Consider the following 23,509-nt stretch of genomic DNA (forward strand, 5'->3'; position numbering starts at 1 on the left):
GGTCAGCGGAGGCGGAGCGGGGACCACTGGCCGGGGACCGGGAGCGGAGCGGACCTCAGCTCGACGCCGTCGCGCCCGACCGACGCCGCGCACACGAGCAGCGACAGCGTCGGGTACCCGAGCGGCGTGTTGTCGCGGATGATCGCGCGGTCGTCGAACCGCCCCAGCTCGGCGCTGCGCTCGACGACGGCGAGCCACGGCGCGTACCACTGCTCGCCCTCGCCGGGCCCGGCGAGCCGGAAGTGCTCGAGCCAGTGCGAGATCCGCGCCGTCGCGGGGTCGTCGACCTCGTCGTGCGCGATCATGTGCGTTCCCGGGCCGATCGGCGTCACCCGGCGCTGCGCGCCGTCCCACGACACGACGCGGGCGGATGTCGCATCCACCTCGAGCAGGTTGAACCCGCGCATCGGGGGCCGCTCGCCCGGCGAGCGCCCGGCCACGGACTCGAGCGCCAGCGTGCCGCGCGAGACGACCGCCGCATCGGGCAGCGCCTCTCCCCCGCGGCGGTTCAGGAGCACCGCGAGCCGACGCCGCGCGACGTCCGCCGCCAGCCACGCGCCGCCGGCGCGGACGTCCTGCACGCCGACGACGTCCGGCTGATCCGGCCACCACCGGCCGAGCGGACGCCACGGGCGCGCGGGGTCCTCGTCCCGCACCGCGAGCAGCCGCACGGGCCCGGCGGCGTCCTCCGGGACGTGGATGACCACGGTGCACACGAGCAACTCCTCGGGGTCGTGCGAGAATCGAGCGATGTTCGTCGTCGTCGGGGTGACGGGCGGGATCGCCGCCTACAAGACCGTACATCTCGTGCGCCGGCTCATCGGCGAGGGGCACGAGGTGCACGTCGTGCCGACCGCGGACGCCCTGCGGTTCGTGGGGCTTCCCACCTGGGAGGCGATCAGCCGCAACCCGGTCACGACGAGCGTGCACGACGACGTCGCGACCGTGCGGCACGTCTCCCTCGGCCAGCGCGCCGACCTCGTGATCGTCGCGCCCGCCACCGCGAACACGCTCGCGCGCATGGCCGCGGGCATCGCCGACGACCTGCTCGGCACGACGCTGCTCGCCACGACCGCGCCGGTCGTGGTCGCCCCCGCGATGCACGCCGAGATGTGGCGGCATCCCGCCACCGTCGCCAACATCGAGACGCTGCGCGCACGCGGCGTGCACGTGGTGGGACCGGCCGACGGGCCGCTCACGGGCGGCGACAGCGGTCCCGGACGTCTCGTCGAGCCGGACGACATCGCCGACGCCGCCCTCGCGCTCGTCGCCCGACGCGACCTCGCGGGCCTGCGCGTGGTCGTCACCGCGGGCGGCACGCGCGAGCCGCTCGACCCCGTGCGCTTCCTCGGCAACCGCTCGAGCGGCCGGCAGGGCGTCGCCCTCGCCCGCGCCGCCGCCGACCGCGGCGCCGAGGTGACCCTCATCGTGGCGCACGTCGACGCCGACGTGCGCGCCGACGCGGCCCACACGGGCATCGCGCTCTCCGCCGTGGGCACCGCGCTCGAGCTGCAGGAGCGGGTGACGGATGCCGCGGCCACGGCGGATGTCGTCGTGATGGCGGCTGCGGTGGCCGACTACCGGCCGGCCGAGGTCGCGACATCCAAGCTCACCAAGGAGGCCAACGCCGGACGCCTCGTGCTCGAGCTCGTGGAGAACCCGGACATCGTCGCGGGGCTGGCGGCCGCACGCCCGGCGGGGCAGACGATCGTCGCCTTCGCCGCCGAGACCGCCACGGGGGACGAGCTTCTCGCGCGCGCCCGCCGCAAGCGCGAACGCAAGGGCGCCGACCTGCTCGTGGTCAACGAGGTCGGCTGGGAGCGCGGCTTCGAGCAGGTCGAGAACGAGGTGCGGGTGATCGGCGAGGGCGGCGCCGTGCTCGCCGCGGCCACCGGCACCAAACGACAGGTCGCCGACGCCGTGTGGGACGCGGTGCTCGCGAGCCGCTGACCGCGAGGTCGTCGCCCACGGGCCGGGCGCGCCGCCGTGCGATTCCCCTTGCGATGACCCGACCCGTCGCGGTTTCATGACCCCAGCGGAACTTCTCCGCCGGGAGGAGACCGCCGTGACCGCACCCGCGCGCACCGCCGGAGCCCGTGTCGCCGTCAGCGCCGCCTACGCCGCGCAGGGTCTCGGCTACGCCGCGATCGTGACCGCGCTGCCCGCGCTGAAGCAGCGGGTCGGCATCGACGACACGGTCGTGTCCCTCCTGCTGCTCGGCGTGTGCCTCGCGGCGGCGGCGGGATCGGTCGCGGCCGATCTGATCGCGGTGCGCTGGGGCAGCCGTCAGGCGCTCGTCGCCGGCCTCGCGACCCAGGCGCTCGCCTTCGTCCTGGTGAGCGCCGCCGGGGTGTTCCCCGTGCTCGCGGTCGGCGTCGCCGTCTACGGGCTCGGGCTCGGAACCGTGGACGCGGCCTCGAACATGCAGGGCGCGATCGTGCAGCGGCAGCATCCCCGTCCCCTGTTCGGCTCGCTGTACGCCGCGTACACGGCCGCCGCGATCGTCGCGACCGCCGCCACCGCCGGGGTGCTGGCGGTGGCGGCGCCGGCCTGGCTGACGCTCCTGGCGGCCGCCGCGCTGATGGCGGCGGTCGCCGTCTGGGGCGTGCGCGGGTTCGACCCGCAGCGCGCCGCGCGGCGCGTCGACGACGACGCCGCGCACCGTGTCCCGCTGCCGCGGCGGCCGCTCTGGATCGTCGGATCCTTCGTGTTCGCCGCGTTCGTCGTGGATGCGGCCGTCTCGAGCTGGAGCGCGATCTATCTGAGCGAGGGACTCGCGGCGGCCCCCGCCCTCACCCCGCTCGGCTACGGCGCCTACCTCGCGGCCGTGCTCCTGGCGCGCCTGGGCACCGACGCCGCGGTCCGCCGCCTCGGCCGGGTACGGGTGGGCGGTGTCGCGATCGTCCTCGTCGCGGTCGGCGCGGTGCTGCTGGCCACGCTCCCCGCCGTCGGCGCGGCGATCGCCGGGTTCGCGCTCATGGGCGCGGCCGCCGGAGCGCTCGTGCCGATCGCCTTCAGCCGGGCCGGGGAGCTGCTGCCCGAGCGGAGCGACGAGGTCATCGCCCGCGTCAACCTGTTCAACTACGCCGGCGCCGTCGTGGGGGCGGTCGTTCTCGGCCTCATCGCGACGGGCGCGTCGCTCGGTCCCGCCTTCCTCGTCCCCGCCGTCGTCGTGGCCCTCGCCGCCCCGCTCCTGCCCGCGCTCCGCCGCCGCTGAGGGCCCCGGCGCGCGTGGCCTCGTCCGGCAGCGCCGGCACCGGGACGACGAAGACGTCCTGCCTCTTCCCGTCCAGGTCCGCGATGCCCGCGCGGCTCGCGCAGCGGGGGTTCCTCCGCATCCCCCTGTCAACCCCCGATCCGCGCGCCGGCCCGCCCGCGTAGCCTCGACCCCCGTGGGAACGATGTACTACGGCGACGACAACACGGCTCTGAGCTTCGAGGACCGAGCACTGGCCCACCTCAAGGTCGTCATCGCCACCAAGCTCCGGCGCGGCGAGAGCTTCACGATCACCTGGACGCACCGTCCCGACGAGACCCCGGGACGCAGCACGATCTGGATCTCGCCGTCCATTCCGCTGCGCTTCGTGTTCGACGATCCCGAGCCCGTGGCGCTCAGCCCCCGCTACCTCGAGCAGCTGGCCACGAGCGCGAACTCCTCCGGCGGGATCATGCTCGTCGAGGAGCAGACCGAGTAGCCGACGTCCTCTCCTGAGCAGACCGCATCCTCTCCGCCCGGATCAGGACATCGCGCAGGATCAGGATGCTGCGCGCACAGAAGCGCCTGCCTGCGCACAGGGTCCTGATCCGGCGGGGGCGGCGGGGCGCGGGCGGGCCGGGCTCAGACGGTCACGAGCTCGGCGTGCGGCATGCGCCGGCGCATCACCGCGACCGCCTCCGGGTTGCTGTCCACGAGCACGGCGTGGCGTCCGAGCCCGGAGGCGACGGCGCCGGTCGTCCCGGACCCGGCGAACAGGTCCAGCACGGCATCGCCCGGCCGGGTGGAGGCCTGCACGATGCGCCGGAGGATGCCCTCGGGCTTCTGGGTCGGGTAGCCCGTCTTCTCGCGACCGGACGTCGGCACGATCGTGTGCCACCAGACATCCGTCGGCAGCTTCCCGCGGGCCGCCTTCTCGGCGGTGACGAGGCCCGGCGCCATGTACGGCTCCCGGTCCACCTGCTCGGAGTCGAACCAGTAGGCGTCCGGGTCCTTGACGTACACGAGGATCGTGTCGTGCTTGGTGGGCCAGCGCCGCTTGCTCTTCGCCCCGTAGTCGTAGGCCCAGATCAGCTCGTTGAGGAAGCGCTCGCGCCCGAAGACGGCGTCGAGCAGGACCTTCGCGTAGTGCGCCTCGCGGTAGTCGAGGTGCAGGTAGAGGGTGCCGTCGTCGGCGAGCAGCCGCCAGGCCTCCGCGAGACGCGGCTCCAGGAAGCCCCAGTAGTCGTCGAACCGGTCGTCGTAGGCCCGCAGGTCCCCGCGCAGCCGCTCGTAGCTCGTGCCGCGGAAGCCGCGCTTGACCTCGCCGCGCACAGGGCTCGGCGCCGGAGCCGGTGCGCCGTCGGAGGCGTGCTCCCCCGCCACCGGGTCGGGGGTCCTGACCGCCGACTCCAGGGCGCGCGGTGGCGGGTGCGACCGGTGTTGAACGGCGGATCGAGGTAGATCAGCGTGAAGGCGGCGTCGGGGAGCGTGCGGGCGACGTCGAGGTTGTCGCCCTGGTGGATGCGGACGGTCCCTGGGCGGGCGGGGTCGCTCACGGGACCCGGTGCAGCCACGCGTCGGTCGCGAACTTCGACGCGACCAGCGCCTCCGCCTCCGCGTACTCCTCGTCCGTGATCCGCCCCGGCACCGCCCCGTAGCGCTTCGTGAAGGTCTCGATGAAGCGCTCGACGATCGCCTCGCGCGGCAGCCCGGTCTGCGAACGGAGCGGATCGACGCGCTTCGCGGCGGAGGTGGTCCCCTTGTCGCTGAGCTTCTCCCGGCCGATGCGCAGCACCTCGGCCATGACCTCGCCGTCCATGTCGTACGAAAGGGTCGCGTGGTGCAGGACCCCGCCGTTCGCGAGCCGCTTCTGCGCGGCTCCCCCGATCTTGCCGTGGGGTCCGGCGATGTCGTTGAGGGGCTGATAGACCGCGTCGATGCCGAGGGAGCGCAGCGCCTCGAGCACCCAGTCGTCGAGGAACGCATAGGAGTCGGCGAAGGTCATGCCGGCGACGAGGGATGCCGGCACGTACAGCGAGTACGTCACGATCGCGTTCGCCCCCATGAGCATCGCCCCGCCTCCGGAGATGCGGCGAGCGACGTCGTAGCCGTGACGGGCGGCCCCCGCGGGGTCGACCTCGTTGCGATACGACTGGAAGGACCCGATGATGACGGCCGACTCGTTCCACTCCCACAGCCGCAGGGTGGGGTTGCGACGGCCGTCGCCGACGCGGGTCGTGAGCACCTCGTCGAGCGCGAGGTTCATGCGCGCCGTGACGGGCGGCTCGTGCACGACCTCCCAGTCGAACGCGTTCCAGCCGGGCGCCGTCACGAGCGCACGGCGCACGGCCGTGCCCACCGCCTCGGGCGTGAACCCGAGCAGCTGGGCGCCCTCGGGGAGAGCGGAGCGGACCGCGGCGGCGATCGCGGACGCATCCGTCTCGACCGGGAGCCCGGTGACGGCGGCGTCGATGTCGGCGAGCGCGTCATCCGGCTCGAGGAAGAAGTCGCCCGCCAGGTGGAACTCGGCGATGTGCCCGTCCCGGACCTCGAGATCGACGACGACGAGCTTGCCGCCCGGAACCTTGTACTCCCCGTGCATGCCTCTCAGCCTATGCGCGCGGGCGACGGATGCCGCGGGCACGGCGGGCGGGAGACGAATCCGCCGGATCCCTCATGTCCGCGCGCACCCGCGCACACCATGATCGAGGGAGTGCGGCGGCCTCGACCCTCGGCCGCGACGGACCGTCGACGGATCCTTCCCCCGGGACCCTCCTGCCCATGCCCTCGATCGCGTCGGGGCGGCCTCGGCGCCGCGACGACGACGCGTCACGACACGTCGTCAGAGGGGCGCGCGCCCGCGGCGAGACCCGCGACCGCCGCGCGCGAACGCACCCCGAGGCGGTCCATGAGGGCCGAGACGTGGTTCTCCACGGTCTTCTCGCTCACGCCGAGCTCGGCCGCGATCTCGGCGTTGCGGCTGCCCCGCGCGATCAGGTGGGCGATCTGACGCTGACGGGCGGTCAGCACGGCGAGCTCGTCGCCGACGGGCCGCGCCAGCGCGGCCGCGATCTCGGCCCGCGACCGGGCGCCCGTGAAGCGCAGGATGTCGGCGACGTGCGACTGCACGGTGCGGGGTGAGACGAAGAGGGCCTGCGCGATGGCCTCGTTGCTGTGCCCCTCGGTGACCAGCACCGCGACCTCGCGCTGACGCGGCGTGAGCAGCGCGACACCGCCGACCGCGCTCGGCAGCCGGGGCGAGAGCTCCCGCCACCTGCGCGCGGCGGTCGCGCGCATCGCCTCGTTGCCGACCGCCTGGGACGCCACCGCGACGCGCTCCAACAGCGCGGCGGCGGCCACCGGATCGCTCGCCGACAGCGCGCGGGCCTGCATCATGCGACCGCGCTGCACCTCGGAGATCGCGCCCGCGGCCTCGTCGAGGCGGATCGACGCGAGCGCAAGCGCCTCCGCCTCGGCGAGCCGTCCCGCCGAGACCGCCAGGGCGCCCTGCGTGCGCGTCACGGACGACGCGGCGACCACATGCCGCACCAGCGGAGCCGCCTGCCGCGCGATCAGGCCCGCGCGGTAGCGGTCGCCCCGCTCGAGGGCCGCCTCGACCAACAGCTCGGCGGCGAAGGCGCGGTCCCAGATCTTGCAGCGGGAGAGGTCGGCGCCGGCCGTGGCGACGAGGAGGGACGCGGAGCGCTGCAGCTGTCCGGCGGCGCGGAAGGCCCAGGCGACGTAGAGGCAGGCACCGACCGAGAGGTAGTTGCGGTCCGCACGGGCACGGGCCAGGACGAGCTCGGCGAGGGCCGAGAACCGATCACGGTCGGACGCCAGCGCGGCGCCGTAGCACTCGATCGCACGCAGGACCGTCTCCACGCGCGGCGGGATGCGGTCGTCGTAGCGCGCGAGGCCCTGCTGGATGCGCCGCACGTCGGCGACACGCGCGTGGAAGGCGTTGCTGCGCGCCGAGAGGAGCTGCAGCGCGAGGGCCGCGCCGTCCACGGGACCCTCGCGCGTCGCGCTCGCCTGTCCGGGGGCGAGCCCCGACCCGTCGACCAGCTGCTGCGCGGCGTCGAAGGCGCCGGAGCTCAGGGCCGCCTCGGCGAGGAGATAGCGCGTGAGCAGCGCGCCGCGCCCCGGCTCCGCGAGCAGGGTCGCGACACCGGGCACCGTGATGCCGCTGCGAGCGGCGTGGGCGGTGCCGGACATCGCGTCGGCCGTGAGCGCGGCCGCGGCGGCCAGCCGCCGCACCGGGGTGCGACATCCCTCCGCCGCTTCCAGCGCCGCTGCGCCGTGCTCCGCCGCCTCGTCGAATCGGCACGCGGCGACCGCGGCGATCGTCGCGGCCACCTCGCGCAGTGCCCGGTCGCCCGTGCGCTGCGCGGCCACCGGCGCTCCGAGACGGCGCAGCTCCGCGTCGGCGTCCCCGGTGAACACCGCGAGCAGCGCGCGCTCCGTCACCTGCCAGGCGTCATCGCCGGCATCGCCCCCTGTGACCATCGATTCCCCTCGGCGCGGAGGTCCCGCCCCGCAGGAAGGATCGTGCCATGCGGCGGGGGTCCGGGGCGCGCCCGCCGACACGATTCCGCCGAAACCCCTATGTACGGCGGCGCGTGTCGTCAGTCGCGCGCGGGAAAGCGCCGGTCGAGCCAGGCCAGCAGGTCGGCGCGCACGTCGGCCTGCTGGATCTCGTTGAAGATCTCGTGTCGGGCGCCGGGGTACACGAGGGTCGTGACGTCGGTGAAGCCGGAGCGCTCTCGATAGGCCGCGGCCAGCCGGTGCACGCTGCGGGGCCCGCCCACCGTGTCGTCACCGCCCACCATCAGCAGGGCGGGGACGTCGACGCCCGGATCCCTGCGGGGACGGCCGTACAGACGGACGGCGTCGAGGGGGCCGAACAGGCGCAGCAGGGGGATGCTCGTCGTGAGCGGATCGGCGAGGAAGGCCCGCCCGACCTCCGGATCGCTCGAGAGCCACTCCACCCCGCTGGCCCCGGCGCCGGCCCACGGCGCATTGAGGTCACCGGCGTTGAGCCCCGTGGGCGTCCGCAGCGCGGAGCCGGACAGCACGAGGCCGTCGTAGGCGTCGGGGTGACGGTTCAGCAGGATCTGCGCGAGGAACGAGCCCCACGAATGGCCGAGGAGCACGAGCGGCAGATCGGGGTTCTCCTCGCGGATGAGACGCGAGAGCTGCCAGAGCGCGGCCACCGCCGCCGGATGGCCGCCTCGACCGAGGCGGCCCAGACGCGCGGGGTCGTGCCACTGCCGCATCCCGGTGCGCCCGTGACCGCGATGGTCGTCGGCGTACACCGTGTAGCCCGCTCCGGTCAGCGCATCGATGAGGGCGCCGTAGCGCCCCGCGTGCTCGCCCACGCCGTGCAGGAGCTGCACGACCGCGCGCGGGCTCGCGGTGCGGGCGGGATGGCGGTCGTACACGATGACGACGCCATGGGCGTCGGTGAACTCGGGCATCCCCTCACGCTAGAGCACGGCGTGCGCGCCCTCCGCCTCACTCCGGTCGGCGGGGAAGCAGCTCGCCGTCGACGACGTCGATCCCGGGGACCTCTTCGAACGTGAGTGCGTCGTCGTGGTTCTCGGGCACGGAACCGTCGGGTCTCGGTTGCATGTGCCACCTCCTTGGATCGCTCGGGGTCGATCAGCGCCCGCGGTCCAGGATGCGCCGCCCACCGGCGGCGGGAAGCGGCCTTGACACACCGGCGGTCCGAGCCTAGACCCGGAGCCTGCGGAAAGGATCAGGCCGTCTGGGGCGGGAGCTCGTCCGCGGGCTCGGGCACGATCGACAGCCCGTTCGGCCCAGAGGCGGCGAGCATGAGCTCCTCGACCCAGGCGCGGTTGATGCGCGGCGGGCGACTGCCGTAGAAGTGGAACTGGAGCGGAACGGAAGGGTGCACCCAGAAGCTGCGTCGGCCGCTGCCGTCGCCGACCTCGACGTCGAACATGAACGGCTCGGCTCGGCGCAGCTTGTTCATGATGACGATCCGGAGATGCGCGAGTGTGCGGTCCTCGATGTCCACGGCGTTCGCGTTGGTGTCATAGATGAATCGGCCCACGCACCGAGCATAAACGGCTGATGTCACGCGTTCTGCCCTGGCGCGGACGATCCGAGCTATGGTGAGCACATGGGCACGATCTACTACGGCGGCTCCAGCACGCCGATCGACATCGAAGACCGCGCCCTGGCGCATCTGAAGGTGGTCATCGCCACGAAGCTCCGCCGTGGCGAGAGCTTCACGCTCTCCTGGCGCCACCCGGACGACGCCCCGCGGGGCCGGACGACCGTGTGGCTGCACCCCTCGATCCCGTTGCGTTTCGTCTTCGACGACCCGGAGCCGGCGACCCTCAGCCGCGAGTGGATCGAAGAGCTCGCGAACTCCGCGAACTCGTCCGGCGGCATCCTCCTCGTCGCCGAGCACCTCACCAACGGCGCGACGGCGGCGTCCTGATCGCACGCGTCAGCCGCTGACCGCGGCCGCGTAACGGTTCGCGGCGTCGGCGACGGCGTCGACATAGCTGTCGAGGTGGTTGTAGGAGAAGACGGCGCGACGCCACTCCTCCGGCGAGGAGACGGAGCCGTCGGCGCAGAGGTAGCGGGCCGCGGCGAGCGCGGCGTCGTCGATGTCGTCCGGGCTCGCCCTGCCGTCCCCGTCCGCGTCGGCGCCCCAGCGGCGCCAGGTCTCGGGGATGACCTGGAGGGGCCCCATCGCGCGATCCCACGTCGCATCGCCGTCCCACGCATCGCCGTCGGTGTCGGCGATCGCCGCGACGCCCGCGCCGTCGAGCGCCGGACCCCGGATGGCCGGCGCCGGGAACCCGTCCTCGCCGAGCACGGATCCGCCATGCCTGCCGTGATCGGACTCGATCGCGCCGAGGCCGGCGAGGGTGTTCCAGCCGAGCCCGCACTCCGGGGCCTCAGCGCCGAGCACGAGCGCCGCAGAGGCGTAGGCGAACAGGGCGCGGACGGGGATGCCGGTGGCCGCCGCGACCTCGGCCGCCCAGCCCGCATCGACCCGCGCGACCGCGGCGCCGGGCCCCGCGGCGCCGTCCTCGACCGCATCCGGCAAGCGCGCCTCGGCGACGGGCGCCGAGCTCGCGGAGGCCACGGGCTGCCGCGGCGGCTCGCGGTGCGTCACCTGCGCAGCGGCGAGCGCGCCGACCGCGAACGCCGCGAGGGCCCCGAGCGCCAGCACGAGCGCCAGACGCCCGAGGATCGGCTGCCCGGCGGCTGAGCGTGCCATGTCGTTCGGCCTCCCGGCGGATACGGCGGATACGCGGTCGCGGCGCGACCCGCGGCACGCTACCACGGCGAGGGGGACGGGAGCGAGCCGCTCAGACCGGCATGCCGGGCTCTGCCGTGCGGTGGTCGCGGAGCTCGCGATGGAGTCGCTCCATCCGCTCGTCGAGCGCGGCGGCCGTGTCGGCGGCATCCTTCAGGCTCCCGACGAGGTGGTCGGGGACCGACCCGGCGTACTTGTAATGGATCTTGTGCTCGAGGCTCGCCCAGAAGTCCATCGCGATCGTGCGGAACTGGACCTCGACGGGCACCTGCACCGTGCCCGTCGAGAGGAACACGGGCACCTCGACGATCGCGTGCAGGCTCTTGTAGCCGTTCGGCTTCGGCTCGGCGATGTAGTCCTTCACCGCGCGCACCGTGATGTCGTCCTGCCGGGTGAGCAGGTCGAACAGCCGGTACGCGTCGGCCGTGAAGCTGCACGTGACGCGGACGCCGGCCACATCGGTGATGTGCTCGCGGATCGACTCGAACCCGGGATCGATGCCCTTGCGCGCCACCTTCTCGACGAGGCTGTCGGGCGACTTGACCCGGCTCGTCACATGCTCGATCGGGTTGTAGTCGTGCATGTTCAGGAACTCGTCGCGGAGGATCGAGATCTTGGTCTCGATCTCCTGCATCCCGAAGCGATACTCCAGCAGGAAGCGCTGGATCTGATCACGGGCGGCATGGAGCTCGGCGATCGAGACGTAGACGGGCTCCGCGTCGAGGGGAATCGTCATGCGCCCGACCCTACGACCCGTTGCTGGGAGCCGACGATGCGTCGCGCGCCGGCCGCGTCACGCCGCGAGCACGGATGCCGCCTGCCGTGCGGCGCCGAGCGCCACGTACTCGCCGGGAGCCGGCACCTCGACCGGAAGCCCCAGCACGCCCGGCGCGACCGCGCGCACCGCGGGCGACTGGGCGGCGCCCCCGATCAGCAGCGCCCGGCGCAGCGGCACGCCGAGCTCGCGGAGGGCGTCCAGGCCCGCGCCCAGACCCGAGAGCATGCCCTCGACCGCCGCGCGCGCGAGGTTCTCCCGCGTCGTGGAGGCCAGCGTCATCCCCGTCAGCGATGCGGTCGCATCCGGGAGGTTGGGCGTGCGCTCCCCCTCGAAGTAGGGCACGAGGGTCAGCCCCGCCGCCCCCGGCTCGGCGGCGAGGGCGAGGTCGCTGAGACCGGCGTGGTCGACGCCCAGCAGCCGCGCGATCGCGTCGAGGACACGGGCCGCGTTGAGCGTGACCACGATCGGCAGGTAGCTGCCCGAGGCGTCGGCGAACCCCGCGACCGTCCCGGAGGGATCGATCGTCCGCTCGGCGCTGACCGCGAACACCGTGCCGCTGGTGCCGATCGAGACGACGACATCCCCCGCGGCGGCCCCCACGCCCAGCGCAGCGCCGGCGTTGTCCCCCGCGCCGGGGCCGACGCGGCGACCCTCGGCATCCGTGACCCACTGCGACGGCCCGAGCACGCGCGGCAGGATCGCGTCGTGGCCGAGGGCGGCCACGAGCAGCTCGCGGTCGTAGTCGCCGGTGTCGGGACGCCAGTAGCCGGTGCCGGAGGCGTCGGAGCGGTCGGTGACGAGCTCCTCGAGCACCGGACCGCGCGGCGACTCGCCGGCGGGGCCGAACCCGCGCAGCCGCCAGGTGAGCCAGTCGTGCGGGAGGGCGACGGCGGCGACGCGCGACGCGCGATGCGGCTCGGCGTCGCGGAGCCAGCGGAGCTTGGTGATCGTGAACGACGCGACCGGCACGAGCCCCGTGCGCTCGGCGAGCGCCGGGGCGCCGAACTCGGCGATGAGGTCGCGCGCCGCTCCCGCCGAGCGGGTGTCGTTCCACAGCAGCGCGGGGCGCACGACGCGGCCCTCCGCGTCGAGGGCGACCATGCCGTGCTGCTGGCCGCCGATCGACCAGGCCGCGACATCCGCCAGACCACCGGCATCCGCGATCGCCGCCTGCAGGGCGTCCCACCAGGCGGCGGGGTCGACCTCCGTGCCGTCGGGGTGCGACGCGCGCCCCTGCCGGACGATCTCCCCGGTGGCCGTGTCGACCACGACGACCTTGCACGACTGGGTCGACGAGTCGACCCCCGCCACGAGCGCCATGGCGCCCCTCCTTCGTACTGGCTTACCGCGAGACCAGTCCGCGGCGCCGAGACCGGCGGGAAACCCACCGGTCTCGGCGCGCGAGACTGGTCTCGCGGTCAGGGGATGCGGGTCAGCGCGCGCCGAGCAGGTGCTCGGTCGCGAGCTGCTGAAGCCGCACGAAGCCGAAGCCCTTGCCGCCGAAGTACTCGTCGGCCGCGAAGTCCTCATAGGCGGAGCGGTCGGCGACGAAGTCGTCGTACGTCTCGCCCTCGCCGAACGTCGGCTGCGCGAGCTCCGGGACGCGGGCGGCGGCGAGCGCCTCCTGCACCTCGGGGTCGGCGCGGAACGCGGCCGCACGCTCCTTGAGCAGCAGGTAGGTGCGCATGTTGGCCGCGGCCGACTCCCAGACGCCGGTCTCGTCCTCGGTGCGGGAGGGCTTGTAGTCGAAGTGGCGCGGGCCGTCGTAGGCCGGGACTCCGCCGGGACCGCCGTTCTCGAGCAGGTCGACGAGGGCGAACGCGTTGTGCAGGTCGCCGTGGCCGAACACGAGGTCCTGGTCGTACTTGATGCCCCGCTGACCGTTGAGGTCGATGTGGAAGAGCTTGCCGTGATACAGCGCCTGGGCGATGCCGGCGGCGAAGTTCAGACCCGCCATCTGCTCGTGCCCGACCTCGGGGTTCAGTCCCACGAGCTCGGGACGCTCGAGCGAGTCGATGAAGGCGAGCGCGTGCCCGAGCGTCGGAAGCAGGATGTCGCCGCGGGGCTCGTTCGGCTTCGGCTCGATCGCGAAGCGGATGTCGTAGCCCTTGTCGACGACGTAGTCGCCGAGGAAGTTGACGGCCTCGCGGTAGCGCTCGAGCGCCTGGCGGATGTCCTTCGCGGAGTCGTACTCGGCGCCCTCGCGGCCGCCCCACATGACGAACGTCTTGGCGCCGAGCTCGGCGCCAAGGTCGAGCTGGCGCAGCACCTTGCGGATCGCGTACCGGCGCACGGCGCGGTCGTTGGAGGTGAAGCCGCCGTCCTTGAAGACCGGGGCGCTGAAGAGGTTGGTCGTCACCATCGGCACGGTCAGGCCCGTGTCCGCCAGCGCGCCCTTGAGACGGTCGATCTGCGTCTGGCGCTCGGCCTCCGTCGAGCCGAAGGCGAAGAGGTCGTCGTCGTGGAAGGTGAGCCCGTAGGCACCGAGCTCGGCGAGCTTCTCGACGGCGTGCACGACGTCGAGAGCGGGGCGGGTCGGCCCGCCGAACGGGTCGGCGCCGTTGTAGCCGATGGTCCAGAGACCGAACGTGAACTTGTCGGCGGGGGTGGGGGTGGGCATGTCGCTCCTTCGCGCGAGTCAATAAGTTGCCGCTCACAACATACTACGATGTGACGATGAGCGCGAGTGCGGACACGACCGGGATGCGGCGACGCAACCTGTCGCTCGTCCTGGGCCTGATACACCGCGAGGGACCGCTCGCCCGGGCCGCGCTCACCGAACGCACCGGCCTCAACCGGTCCACGACCGCGGACCTCGTCGCCGAGCTCGAGCGCCAGGGCCTCGTGTCGCAGTCGGGATCGGACCCGGCGCGCCGCGTCGGCCGGCCCTCCCCGCTCGTGCACGCGTCCCCCGACGTCGTCGCCGTCGCCGCCAACCCCGAGGTCGACGCGCTCACGATGGCGCGCGTGGGCCTCGACCGCGTCGTGCGCGACCGCGTGCGCCTGCCCTTCGACGCGCCCCCGACCGCGGAGTCCGCCGTCGCCGCGATCGCCGCGCAGCTCACGCGCTGGGCGCCCGCGCGCACGGTCGGGATCGGGCTCGCCGTGCCGGGCCTCGTCCGCGCCGGGGACGGACTCGTGCGGGATGCGCCGCACCTCGGCTGGCACGACGTCCCGCTGCGCGACCTGGTCGAGGCCGCGACGGGCATCGCGACCGCGGTCGGCAACGATGCGACCCTCGGCGCCCGCGCCGAGCACCTCTTCGGGGCGGCGCGGGACGCCGCCGACGTCGTCTACCTCAACGGCGGCGCGAGCGGCATCGGCGGCGGCCTCATCGTGGGCGGGATGCCAGTGGGCGGCGCGGGCGGCTACGCCGGGGAGTTCGGCCAGAACCGGCCCGGCATCGAGGACGCCGCCGACCGCCGCGTGCCCGGCGGCGTGCTGGAGGACGAGGTCAACCGCGACCGGCTGCTCGCCGCGGCGGGCCTCGGCGCGAGCGACGACGCCGCGCTGGCGGCGGCCCTCGCGGGCGCGAGCGACCGGACGGTGCGCGACGAGATCGCCCGACAGCGCCGCATCCTGGCCACCGCGCTCGCGAACGCGGTCAATGTGCTGAACCCGTCGGTGGTGGTGCTGGGCGGATTCCTCGCGATGCTCGCCGAGCGCGATCCGGCGGGCTTCGTCGACGAGGTGCGCGCGCAGTCGATGCCCGCGTGCGCAGAGGACCTCGACATCCGCTCGGCGTCGCTCGCCGACGACCGGCTGCTGGTGGGCGCCGCCGAGCTCGCCTTCGCACCGCTGCTGGCGTCGCCCTCGGGCACCTAGGCGCCCCTCCTCACACCCCCGGCAACGTCTCGAGCACCACCCGATCGACGTCGACGAAGCCGTCACCGGCGGCGAACGGCCCGACCCACGCCCCGACGAACCCCCGCGGCGGCAGCGGCGCGAGACCCGCGACGTCGACGCTCGCGAGCGGCACCCCGTCGACGGATGCGGCCGCCACCAGGTCGACGATCTCGAGCCCGAGCAGGACCGGCCCGGATGCCGCGACCCGCCCGCGTGCCAGCTCGGCGCGCAGGCCGCCCTGGACGCGCGCGAGCACGACCTCGCCGCCCCGGTCGACCGCGAGCTCGAGCAGCTGCCGTTCGCCGACGCGCAGGAGGAGGCCGGCCCGCAGCGTCCCCTCGCCCGGCACCGTCGCCACGGTCGCCTCGACGCGTGTCCGCTCGCTCGGCAGCCGACGCCCCAGGAACGCGGGCAGCCCGACGGTCCCCGGGTCGTCGCCCGCCCGGAGCCTGACGTGCCCCGGACGGGCGACGGGATCCGCGAACAGCTGCGGCATCCGGCCCACGCCGTTCCAGGCGGGGTCGAGCGTCACCCCGTCGAAGTCGTCCACCACGAGACTCGGCCACGGCGCGGCGTCCGGCACGCCGGGCGCCTCGACCACCGGGGCGACACGGGCCGTGCCGGGCGCGAACAGCGGCCGGGCGCCCTCCCAGCCGACCGGCACGAGCGAGGTGCGCCGGCCGAGGAGCCCCCGGCGGCCAGCGACGGGATGCGACCCGAGCGCGACGGCCCAGGTCTCCCCCGCGGGCGTGTCGACCAGATCGGCGTGCCCGACCGCGACGATCTCGGCGCCGGAGCCCAGGTCGCGGTGCGTGAGCCGCGGGTTCCCGGTGTCGCCCGTGTAGGGGCCGGTGATCTCCTCCGCGTAGGCGGTGACGACCGCGTGGTCGAGGTCCGTGCCGCCCTCGGCGGCCAACAGCATCCATCCGCCGCCCGGGCGGGGCAGCACGTGCGGCCCCTCGGCCCAGACCGCCCGGGCGGCGGCCCCCGTCCAGATCGGCACGGGCTCGCCGCGCAGCGCGCCGCTCTCGAGGTCGAGCTCCGCGATCCACACCTCGGTCCTGCCCGGCCACTCGGCCGCCGCCGCCAGGCGCGTGCCGCAGAGCCAGACCCGGTCGCCGTCGACCGTGATCGAGGGGTCGAACCCGCCGACACCGTCGATCCAGACCGGGTCGGACCAGGGGCCCGCGGGATCCTCGGCGGTCACGAGGAAGTGGCCGGTCCGGCCGGACCAGGGGCCCTCCTCCGACCCGACGACCGTGCACACGACGACGAGCCGGCCGCCGACCACGCGGATCGTCGGGGCGTACAGGCCGCTCGACCCGTCCAGTCCACGCAGGTCGAGCTGCTCCTCGCGGTGGATCGCGTGGCCGACGAGCTCCCAGTCGACGAGGTTCGTCGAGGCGTGCACGGGCAGCCCCGGCAGGTACTCGAACGTCGAGGTCACGAGCAGGTAGCGGTCGCCGAGGCGGCAGATGCTCGGGTCGGGATGGCAGCCGGGCAGGATCGGGTTGCGGTAACGGCCCATGTCACTCCTTCGTCGGGGCGGATGCGGGTGGCCGGCGGGGGCGCGACGCCCTCAGCCGCGCGGCGGCGCCGTCGTGCCGCGCTCCACGAGCCGGGTCGCGAGACGGTAGTGCATCGCCTCGGGCGTCTCGCCGTTCATGAGCGCGATGACGAGCCGCGCGGCCACCTCGCCGATGTGCTGCATGGGCTGACGGACGGTCGTGAGACCGGGATCGGCCTGCGCCGCCTCGGGCACGTCGTCGAAGCCCACGACCGAGAGGTCGCGCGGCACGCTGAGCCCCGCCTCGCGCGCCACCGCGATGATCGAGAGCGCAGACAGGTCGTTGGCCGCGAAGATCGCGGTCGGCCTGTCCGCGAGAGAGAGCATGCTCTGCGCGGCGTCGCGGGCGACATCCTCCTCGTACCGGCCGATGCCCACCAGGGCCGGGTCGAAGGGGATGCCGGCCTCGGACAGCGCCGCGCGGTATCCGGCGTCGCGGGCCGCGGCGGAGCGCAGGTCGGGGCGTCCCGCGATGAATCCGATGCGCCGATGGCCGAGGCCGACGAGATAGCGCACGGCCTGCTGCGCGCCGCCGAAGCTGTCGGCCTCCACGGTCGGGATGTCGACCCCGCCCGTGTGCGGATCGACGGCGACCACGGGCACCTCCGCCGCGATGTTGACGACCGTCGGGGTCACCATGATGACCCCGTCGATGAGCGTTCCGGACAGGCGGCTGAGCGAACGGCGCTCCCACCCCGGTCCCTGACGATGCGACCCGCTGTAGGCCATGAGGTCGTAGCTCGTGTCGGCGAGCCCGCGGGCCACGCCCTTGAGGACCTCCGCCGAGAACGGCTCGACGTCGGCGACCAGCACCCCGATGACACCCGTGCGGCGGGAGCGCATGGAGCTGGCGACGAGGCTCGACTCGTAGCCCAGCGCCTCGACCGCCGCCATGACGCGCGCGGATGTCTCGGGCGCGACGCCGTAGCGGCCGTTGACCGCCTTGGACACGGTGGCGACCGAGACGCCGGCCGCCGCCGCGACGTCGTGGATCGTGGCTCTGCGCGTCATCGGACTCAGCATAGCCGCGTGGAAATTGATTTCGAAAACGTTTGACACTCCCCCACCGGATTGTCACACTGACACCGCCCGGTCCCCTCGTCCGGGTCTTGCACGACGTGAGGTCGTCGAGGCAGAGGTGCCCGAACCGTCGTGTCCATACCGCCGCATCCCCCTCCGGGATGCGCCTCGATGATGAGAAGAGGTTGGAATCACATGAGAATCCGGACGATCCTGGGCGGCGCCGCCGTCCTGGTCGCGGGGGCGCTCGCCCTCAGCGGCTGCACCGGCGGCGGATCCGGCACGGGTGCCGACGGCACCGTCACGCTGACGTTCTGGCACAACTCGACCACGGGTGACGGCAAGCAGTACTGGCAGGACACCGCCGCGGCCTTCGAGGCCGCACACCCCACGGTGAAGATCGAGATCCAGGCGATCCAGAACGAGGAGATGGACGGCAAGCTTCAGACCGCCCTCAACTCCGGCGACGCCCCCGACATCTTCATGGCCCGCGGCGGCGGCAAGCTCGCGGACGTCGTCAAGGCCGGCCAGGTCATGGACATCACGGATGCGATCAGCCCCGAGGCGAAGTCCGCCGTCGGCGGAGCGCTCTCGGCGTTCGAGGTCGACGGGAAGGACTACGGAATGCCGGTCTCGATCCTCCCCTCCGGCATCTTCTACTCCACCGAGCTGTTCGCCAAGGGCGGTGTGACGAGCACGCCCACCACGATCGACCAGCTCGAGAGCACCAACGCCCAGCTCAAGGGAGCCGGCATCACCCCCATCGCCGTCGGGGCGAAGGACGCGTGGCCGGCCGCGCACTGGTACTACAACTTCGCCCTGCGCGCATGCTCGAAGGACGCGATCGACAAGGCCGCCTCCGACCGCAGCTTCGACGACCCCTGCTGGCTCGAGGCCGGCAAGAACCTGCAGGCGTTCGTCGACACGAAGCCGTTCAACGACGGCTTCCTCACGACCGCGGCGCAGCAGGGCGCGGGCTCGTCCGCGGGCCTCATCGCCAACCACCAGGCCGCCATGGAGCTCATGGGCGCCTGGGACCCGGGCGTGATCGCCTCTCTCACCCCCGACCAGAAGCCGCTGGCGGACCTCAGCTGGTTCGCCTTCCCGGAGGTCCCGGGCGGCGACGGCGAGCCCGGCGCCATGATGGGCGGCGTCGACGGGTTCTCGTGCTGGGTCAACGCCCCGAAGGAGTGCGTGGACTTCCTCAACTTCATCACGCAGAAGGAGCAGCAGGAGGGCTATGCCAAGGCCTTCCAGACGCTGCCGGCATCCACGGAGGCGCAGTCGGCCGTGACCGACCCCGCCCTGCAGGCCATCCTCGCCGCCTACGGCAAGGCGCCCTACGTCGTGCTGTGGCTCGACACGGTGTACGGCCAGAACGTCGGCAACGCGCTCAACGTCGCGGTCGTCAACATGTTCGCGGGCAAGGGCGGCGCCCAGGACATCGTCGACGCGGTCAACGCCGCGGCCGCCAAGTCCTGACGGAGGGAGGGATGGCTTCCGTGAGCGAGAGCACCACCATCGACGCGACAGCGCCCGGGAGCCTCCTCCCGGCCGGGGGCGGCGCCGCGCTGCCCCCGGCCGCGCCCACCGCCCGCGCGTCGACGCGGCGCCGGCGGTGGGCGACGCGGGCCGAGCTGACGATCCTCATCGCGCCGGCGCTCATCGTGTTCGCCGCCTTCGTGATCCTCCCGGTCGCGATGGCCGCGTACTACGGGTTCTTCAGCTGGTCCGGCTACGGCACCCCCACCGACTTCGTCGGGATCAAGAACTACGTGACGATCCTCACGGACCCCGGCTTCCACGAGGCGCTCGGCCACAACGCGTTCATCGTCGTCATGTCGCTCGTGGTGCAGGGACCGATCGCGATCGGGCTCGCGCTGCTGCTGAACCGCAAGCTCCGCTTCCAGTCCGCCATCCGGGTGCTGATCTTCGTCCCCTACGTGATCAGCGAGGTCGTCGTCGGACTCGGCTGGAGCCTCATGCTGCAGTCCGACGGCGCGCTCAACGGCCTGCTCGAGAAGATCGGGCTGGGCTTCCTGCGGACCGACTGGATCTCCGACCCGGGCATCGCGATCTGGACGCTGTTGATCATCATCACCTGGAAATACGTCGGCTTCGCCGTCATCCTCTTCCTCGCCGGGCTCCAGGGCATCCCGGAGGAGCTCAGCGAGGCCGCGGCCATCGACGGCGCGTCCTACTGGCAGATCCAGCGGCACATCGTCCTGCCCCTCATGGGCCCGACCATCCGCATCTGGGCGTTCCTCTCGATCATCGGCTCGCTGCAGCTGTTCGACCTCGTCTGGATCATCTGGGGCCAGTACGTCGCCTCGACGGCCGGCACCTCGACCATGGCCACCTACATGGTCGCCAACGGCCGCAACGCGGGCAGCTACGGCTACGGCAGCGCCGTCGCCGTCGTCATGTTCCTCATCTCGCTCATCATCGCTCTCGTGTACCAGCGGTTCGTCCTGCGCCGTGACACCGCGGGCGCCATCACGGGAGGTGTCAGATGACCGCCACCGCCGCGATCGTCGCGCCCGGCTCGCGCCGGCCGCCGCGCACCGGTCAGAAGCCCCCGCGCCGCGGGTCCGGACTCGTCATCTACTTCGTCGCGCTGGTCCTCATCGGTCTCATGCTCGCGCCCGTCGCCTACATCATCATCGGCGGCTTCCGCACGAACTCCGAGATCACGGTGGACCCATCCGGCCTGCCCTCGACCTGGAACGGGGAGAACTATCTCGGCGTGCTCACGAGCGGCGTGTTCTGGCAGCAGGTCGGCAACTCCGCCATCGCCGCGGTCGCGACCACCGCCTTCGTGGTCGGCCTCGGGCTCATGGCCGCCTTCGCGCTCTCGCGCTACTCGTTCCGCGGCCGCGGCGTCGTGTACGCCGTCTTCACCGCGGGCCTCATGTTCCCGATGACGGTCGCGATCACCCCGCTGTACATCCTCGTCCGCGACCTCGGGCTCATGAACTCGCTCGCGGGCGTCATCGTGCCGCAGATCGCCTTCGCCCTTCCGATGACCATCATCATCCTCGTGCCGTTCCTCGGCGCGATCCCCCATGAGCTGCAGGAGGCGGCGTCGATCGACGGCTGCAGCCGGCTCGGCTTCTTCTGGCGGATGGTCCTGCCGCTGTCGCTGCCGGGAGTGATCACCGTCGGCATCCTCGCGTTCATCGCCAGCTGGAACTCGTACATGCTGCCGCTGTTCATCCTGAACAACGAGGCGACTTTCACCCTGCCCCTGGGAACCCAGGCGTTCGCCTCGCAGTACGCGGTCGACACGGCCAAAGTGCTCGCGTTCACGTCGCTGTCGATGATCCCCGCGCTCGTGTTCTTCAGCCTGTTCGAACGACGCATCGTCGGCGGGCTGACCGGTGCGGTGAAGGGCTGAGAAGAAGAATGACGATCGACACCGCCGCGCACCGGGCCGCGGCATCCCTCCCCTCCACGCGCATCGAGGCCCTGCTGGCAGAGATGACCCTCGAGGAGAAGCTGGCTCAGCTGGTCGGCTTCTGGGTCGACCAGGGCGACGAGGTCGTGGCCCCGCTGTCCGACGAGATGGCGACCTCCACGCGCTACGAGGATGCGACCGTGCACGGCCTCGGACACCTCACCCGCGTGTACGGCACGCGTCCGGTCGACCCCATCGAGCGCGCCCGCTGGCTGTGGACAGAGCAGCGTCGCCTGCGCACCGAGACCCGCCTGGGCATCCCGGCGCTCGTGCACGAGGAGTGCCTGACGGGGCTCGCGGCGTGGCAGGCGGCCACGTTCCCCTCCCCGCTCGCCTGGGGCGCCGGCTTCGACCCCGCGCTGATCGAGGAGCTGGGCGCCGTGATCGGCGCGTCCATGCGCGAGCTCGGCATCCATCAGGGTCTGGCCCCCGTGCTCGACGTCATCCGCGACCCCCGGTGGGGTCGCGTGGAGGAGTGCATCGCGGAGGACCCCTACGTCGTGGGGACGATCGGCACGGCGTACGTCCGGGGGCTGCAGGGCTCGGGCGTCCACGCGACGCTGAAGCACTTCGTCGGCTACTCCGGATCGCAGGCCGCGCGCAACCACGCCCCGGTGCACGCGGGCCGACGCGAGCTGCAGGACGTGTTCCTGCCGCCGTTCGAGATGGCCGTGCGCGACGGCGGCGTGCGGTCGGTCATGAACTCCTACGCCGAGATCGACGGCGTCCCGGTGGCCTCGGCATCCGAGCTGCTGACCGACCTGCTGCGCGACACCTGGGGCTTCGACGGCGTCGTGGTGGCCGACTACTTCGCCGTCGCCTTCCTGCACACGATGCACGCCGTCGCGCCCGACAAGGCCCGGGCGGCGGCGCTGGCCCTCACGGCGGGGATCGACGTCGAGCTGCCCACCGGCGATGCCTATCCGGAGCTCGCGGAGCTCGTGCGCTCGGGCGAGGTCCCCGCCTCGCTCGTGGACCGCGCCGTGCGGCGCGTGCTCGCGCAGAAGGAGGAGCTCGGGCTGCTGGACGCGGACTTCGCCTCTCCCCCGGAGAGCGTCGAGCTCGACTCGCCCGCGCACCGGCGGCTGGCCCGGCGGATCGCCGAGGAGTCGATCGTCCTGCTGCGCAACGACGCCCCGCTCCCGCTCGCCGCCCCCGCCCGCATCGCGCTGCTCGGTCCCAACGCGGCGGCGGCCGAGGCCCTGATGGGCTGCTACTCGTTCGCGAACCACGTGCTGGCGCACCATCCGGAGACGCCGATGGGGTTCGAGATCCCGACACTGCACGAGGCGTTGTCCGCGCGCTTCCCGGATGCGGCGATCGCCGTCGAGCGCGGCTGCGACGTCGAGGGGGAGGACCGGACGGGCATCGCCGCGGCCGTCGCGGCGGCGGCGGACGCGGACGTCGCCATCATCGCCGTCGGCGACCGGGCCGGCCTCTTCGGCCGCGGCACGGTGGGCGAGGGCAACGACGTCGAGTCGCTCGAGCTGCCGGGCGTGCAGCGCGAGCTCGTGACGGCCGTCGCAGCCACCGGCACGCCGGTCGTGCTCGTCGTGCTGTCCGGTCGGCCCTACGCCATCGGCTGGGCGCTCGACGAGCTGCCGGCACCCGTCTCGGTGCTGCAGTCGTTCTTCCCCGGCGAGGAGGGCGCCACTGCCTTGGCGGCCGTCCTCGCCGGGGACGTCGCGCCGTCGGGTCGGCTGCCGGTGTCGATGCCGCGGTCGGCGGGAGCACAGCCCTACACGTACCTGCATCCGGCCCTGGGCGGTCCGTCCGAGATCACGAGCGCCGACAGCACGCCCGTGCGGCCGTTCGGGTTCGGGCTCTCGTACACGACGTTCGCCCGCACCGGCCTCACCGTCGCGCCCGAGGTGCGGGCGGGTGACACGTTCACCGCCACCGTGTGGGTGCGGAACACGGGAACGCGCGCCGGCACCGACGTCGTGCAGCTGTACGCGCGCGACGTCGTGGGGTCGGTCACGCGGCCGGTGGCGCAGCTGCTCGCCTACGCCCGCGTCGACCTCGAGCCCGGAGCGGCGACCGAGGTCGCGTTCGAGGTGCCGGCATCCCGCCTCGCGTTCAGCGACCGGCGGATGCGGCGCGTCGTCGAGCCCGGCGAGGTCGAGCTGTGGGTGGGCCCGTCGTGCGCCGAGCGCGAGACCGGGGCCACGCTCACCCTGACGGGCGATCTCTTCGAGGTCACCGCATCCACCCCCCGCCAGGCCCGCGCCGCCCTCCGCCCCCTCCCCTAGCCCCCGCGCCCCCACCTTGACCGCGAGACCAGTCCGCGGCGCCGAGACCGGTGGTTTTCTCGCCGGTCTCGGCGCACGAGACTGGTCTCGCGG

General features: G+C 73.3%; 20 protein-coding genes and 1 pseudogene. 9 read left to right on the forward strand and 12 right to left on the reverse strand.

All coding sequences use genetic code 11. The features are described from left to right. Positions 1 to 2 precede the first annotated feature (2 nt). Positions 3 to 716, reverse strand: a complete 714-nt coding sequence (locus tag QE381_RS07870; RefSeq protein WP_307217026.1) for an NRDE family protein — start codon at positions 714 to 716, stop codon at positions 3 to 5. 34 nt (positions 717 to 750) lie between these two features. Here QE381_RS07870 and coaBC point away from each other — a divergent pair, with 34 nt between their 5' ends. From coaBC to QE381_RS07885, 3 genes are all read left to right on the forward strand, one after another. Then, a complete protein-coding gene (gene coaBC, locus QE381_RS07875; RefSeq protein WP_307217028.1) occupies positions 751 to 1,950 on the forward strand; it encodes a bifunctional phosphopantothenoylcysteine decarboxylase/phosphopantothenate--cysteine ligase CoaBC in 1,200 nt (399 codons plus the stop codon). A 115-nt stretch (positions 1,951 to 2,065) separates the two neighbouring features. Next, positions 2,066 to 3,217, forward strand: coding sequence for an MFS transporter (locus tag QE381_RS07880; RefSeq protein ID WP_307217029.1), 1,152 nt, complete (start codon positions 2,066 to 2,068; stop codon positions 3,215 to 3,217). Positions 3,218 to 3,392: 175 nt separating this feature from the next. After that, a complete protein-coding gene (locus tag QE381_RS07885; protein WP_307217031.1) occupies positions 3,393 to 3,695 on the forward strand; it encodes a hypothetical protein in 303 nt (100 codons plus the stop codon). A gap of 143 nt (positions 3,696 to 3,838) precedes the next feature. On the opposite strand, the pseudogene QE381_RS07890 reads toward QE381_RS07885, so the two are convergent. The 5 genes and pseudogenes from QE381_RS07890 to QE381_RS07910 all read right to left on the reverse strand — a co-directional run bounded on the left by QE381_RS07890 (position 3,839) and on the right by QE381_RS07910 (position 9,272). Next, positions 3,839 to 4,770: pseudogene (locus tag QE381_RS07890) on the reverse strand (site-specific DNA-methyltransferase). After that, on the reverse strand, positions 4,749 to 5,798 hold the full coding sequence (locus tag QE381_RS07895) for a biotin/lipoate A/B protein ligase family protein (RefSeq protein WP_307217033.1): 1,050 nt from the start codon (positions 5,796 to 5,798) through the stop codon (positions 4,749 to 4,751). The pseudogene QE381_RS07890 and the gene QE381_RS07895 overlap by 22 nt, the downstream one beginning before the upstream one ends. 227 nt (positions 5,799 to 6,025) lie before the next feature. After that, positions 6,026 to 7,702: a LuxR C-terminal-related transcriptional regulator gene (locus tag QE381_RS07900; RefSeq protein ID WP_307217035.1), complete on the reverse strand. Its 1,677-nt coding sequence runs from the start codon at positions 7,700 to 7,702 to the stop codon at positions 6,026 to 6,028. Positions 7,703 to 7,821: 119 nt separating this feature from the next. Continuing rightward, the gene (locus tag QE381_RS07905; protein ID WP_307217037.1) at positions 7,822 to 8,673 is read right to left on the reverse strand and encodes an alpha/beta fold hydrolase; all 852 of its coding nucleotides are present in this window, start codon (positions 8,671 to 8,673) and stop codon (positions 7,822 to 7,824) included. A gap of 281 nt (positions 8,674 to 8,954) precedes the next feature. Further along, positions 8,955 to 9,272 (reverse strand): ATP-dependent DNA ligase, encoded by a 318-nt coding sequence (locus QE381_RS07910; protein ID WP_307217038.1) that lies wholly within the window; start codon positions 9,270 to 9,272, stop codon positions 8,955 to 8,957. Positions 9,273 to 9,341: 69 nt separating this feature from the next. Here QE381_RS07910 and QE381_RS07915 point away from each other — a divergent pair, with 69 nt between their 5' ends. After that, positions 9,342 to 9,665 carry a hypothetical protein gene (locus QE381_RS07915; RefSeq protein ID WP_307217040.1) on the forward strand — a complete coding sequence of 108 codons (324 nt, stop codon included), beginning with the start codon at positions 9,342 to 9,344 and terminating at the stop codon, positions 9,663 to 9,665. 9 nt (positions 9,666 to 9,674) lie between these two features. On the opposite strand, the gene QE381_RS07920 is transcribed toward QE381_RS07915, so the two are convergent. From QE381_RS07920 to xylA, 4 genes are all read right to left on the reverse strand, one after another. After that, positions 9,675 to 10,457, reverse strand: coding sequence for a lytic murein transglycosylase (locus QE381_RS07920; RefSeq protein ID WP_307217042.1), 783 nt, complete (start codon positions 10,455 to 10,457; stop codon positions 9,675 to 9,677). 91 nt (positions 10,458 to 10,548) lie between these two features. Beyond that, entirely contained in the window at positions 10,549 to 11,232 is a 684-nt protein-coding gene (locus QE381_RS07925; RefSeq protein WP_307217044.1) for a GTP pyrophosphokinase family protein, read from the reverse strand. A gap of 57 nt (positions 11,233 to 11,289) precedes the next feature. After that, entirely contained in the window at positions 11,290 to 12,594 is a 1,305-nt protein-coding gene (xylB, locus tag QE381_RS07930; RefSeq protein ID WP_307217046.1) for a xylulokinase, read from the reverse strand. A gap of 112 nt (positions 12,595 to 12,706) precedes the next feature. Continuing rightward, entirely contained in the window at positions 12,707 to 13,894 is a 1,188-nt protein-coding gene (xylA, locus tag QE381_RS07935) for a xylose isomerase (protein ID WP_307217048.1), read from the reverse strand. A gap of 56 nt (positions 13,895 to 13,950) precedes the next feature. On the opposite strand from xylA, the gene QE381_RS07940 reads away from it, so the two are divergent. Next, positions 13,951 to 15,099 carry an ROK family transcriptional regulator gene (locus QE381_RS07940; protein WP_307217051.1) on the forward strand — a complete coding sequence of 383 codons (1,149 nt, stop codon included), beginning with the start codon at positions 13,951 to 13,953 and terminating at the stop codon, positions 15,097 to 15,099. Between the two features lie 10 nt (positions 15,100 to 15,109). Here the strand turns inward: QE381_RS07940 and QE381_RS07945 are convergent, their stop codons facing one another. Together QE381_RS07945 and QE381_RS07950 are read right to left on the reverse strand one after the other, a co-directional pair. Beyond that, a complete protein-coding gene (locus QE381_RS07945; RefSeq protein ID WP_307217053.1) occupies positions 15,110 to 16,648 on the reverse strand; it encodes a glycoside hydrolase family 43 protein in 1,539 nt (512 codons plus the stop codon). 51 nt (positions 16,649 to 16,699) lie between these two features. Continuing rightward, positions 16,700 to 17,698 carry a LacI family DNA-binding transcriptional regulator gene (locus QE381_RS07950; RefSeq protein WP_307217054.1) on the reverse strand — a complete coding sequence of 333 codons (999 nt, stop codon included), beginning with the start codon at positions 17,696 to 17,698 and terminating at the stop codon, positions 16,700 to 16,702. 204 nt (positions 17,699 to 17,902) lie between these two features. Between QE381_RS07950 and QE381_RS07955 the strand changes: the two genes are divergently transcribed. The 4 genes from QE381_RS07955 to QE381_RS07970 are packed head-to-tail and all read left to right on the forward strand — an operon-like array spanning position 17,903 to position 23,416. Continuing rightward, on the forward strand, positions 17,903 to 19,189 hold the full coding sequence (locus QE381_RS07955) for an extracellular solute-binding protein (protein ID WP_307217056.1): 1,287 nt from the start codon (positions 17,903 to 17,905) through the stop codon (positions 19,187 to 19,189). Between the two features lie 11 nt (positions 19,190 to 19,200). Then, positions 19,201 to 20,223: a carbohydrate ABC transporter permease gene (locus QE381_RS07960; protein WP_373426923.1), complete on the forward strand. Its 1,023-nt coding sequence runs from the start codon at positions 19,201 to 19,203 to the stop codon at positions 20,221 to 20,223. Beyond that, complete coding sequence (locus tag QE381_RS07965; protein ID WP_307217058.1) at positions 20,220 to 21,104, forward strand: carbohydrate ABC transporter permease; 885 nt, start codon at positions 20,220 to 20,222, stop codon at positions 21,102 to 21,104. The genes QE381_RS07960 and QE381_RS07965 overlap by 4 nt, the downstream gene beginning before the upstream one ends. Before the next feature lie 8 nt (positions 21,105 to 21,112). Further along, positions 21,113 to 23,416 (forward strand): beta-glucosidase, encoded by a 2,304-nt coding sequence (locus tag QE381_RS07970; RefSeq protein ID WP_307217060.1) that lies wholly within the window; start codon positions 21,113 to 21,115, stop codon positions 23,414 to 23,416. Positions 23,417 to 23,509: the final 93 nt, after the last annotated feature.

It is taken from the genome of Microbacterium sp. SORGH_AS_0888 (assembly GCF_030818905.1).
Taxonomy (GTDB): Bacteria; Actinomycetota; Actinomycetes; order Actinomycetales; family Microbacteriaceae; genus Microbacterium.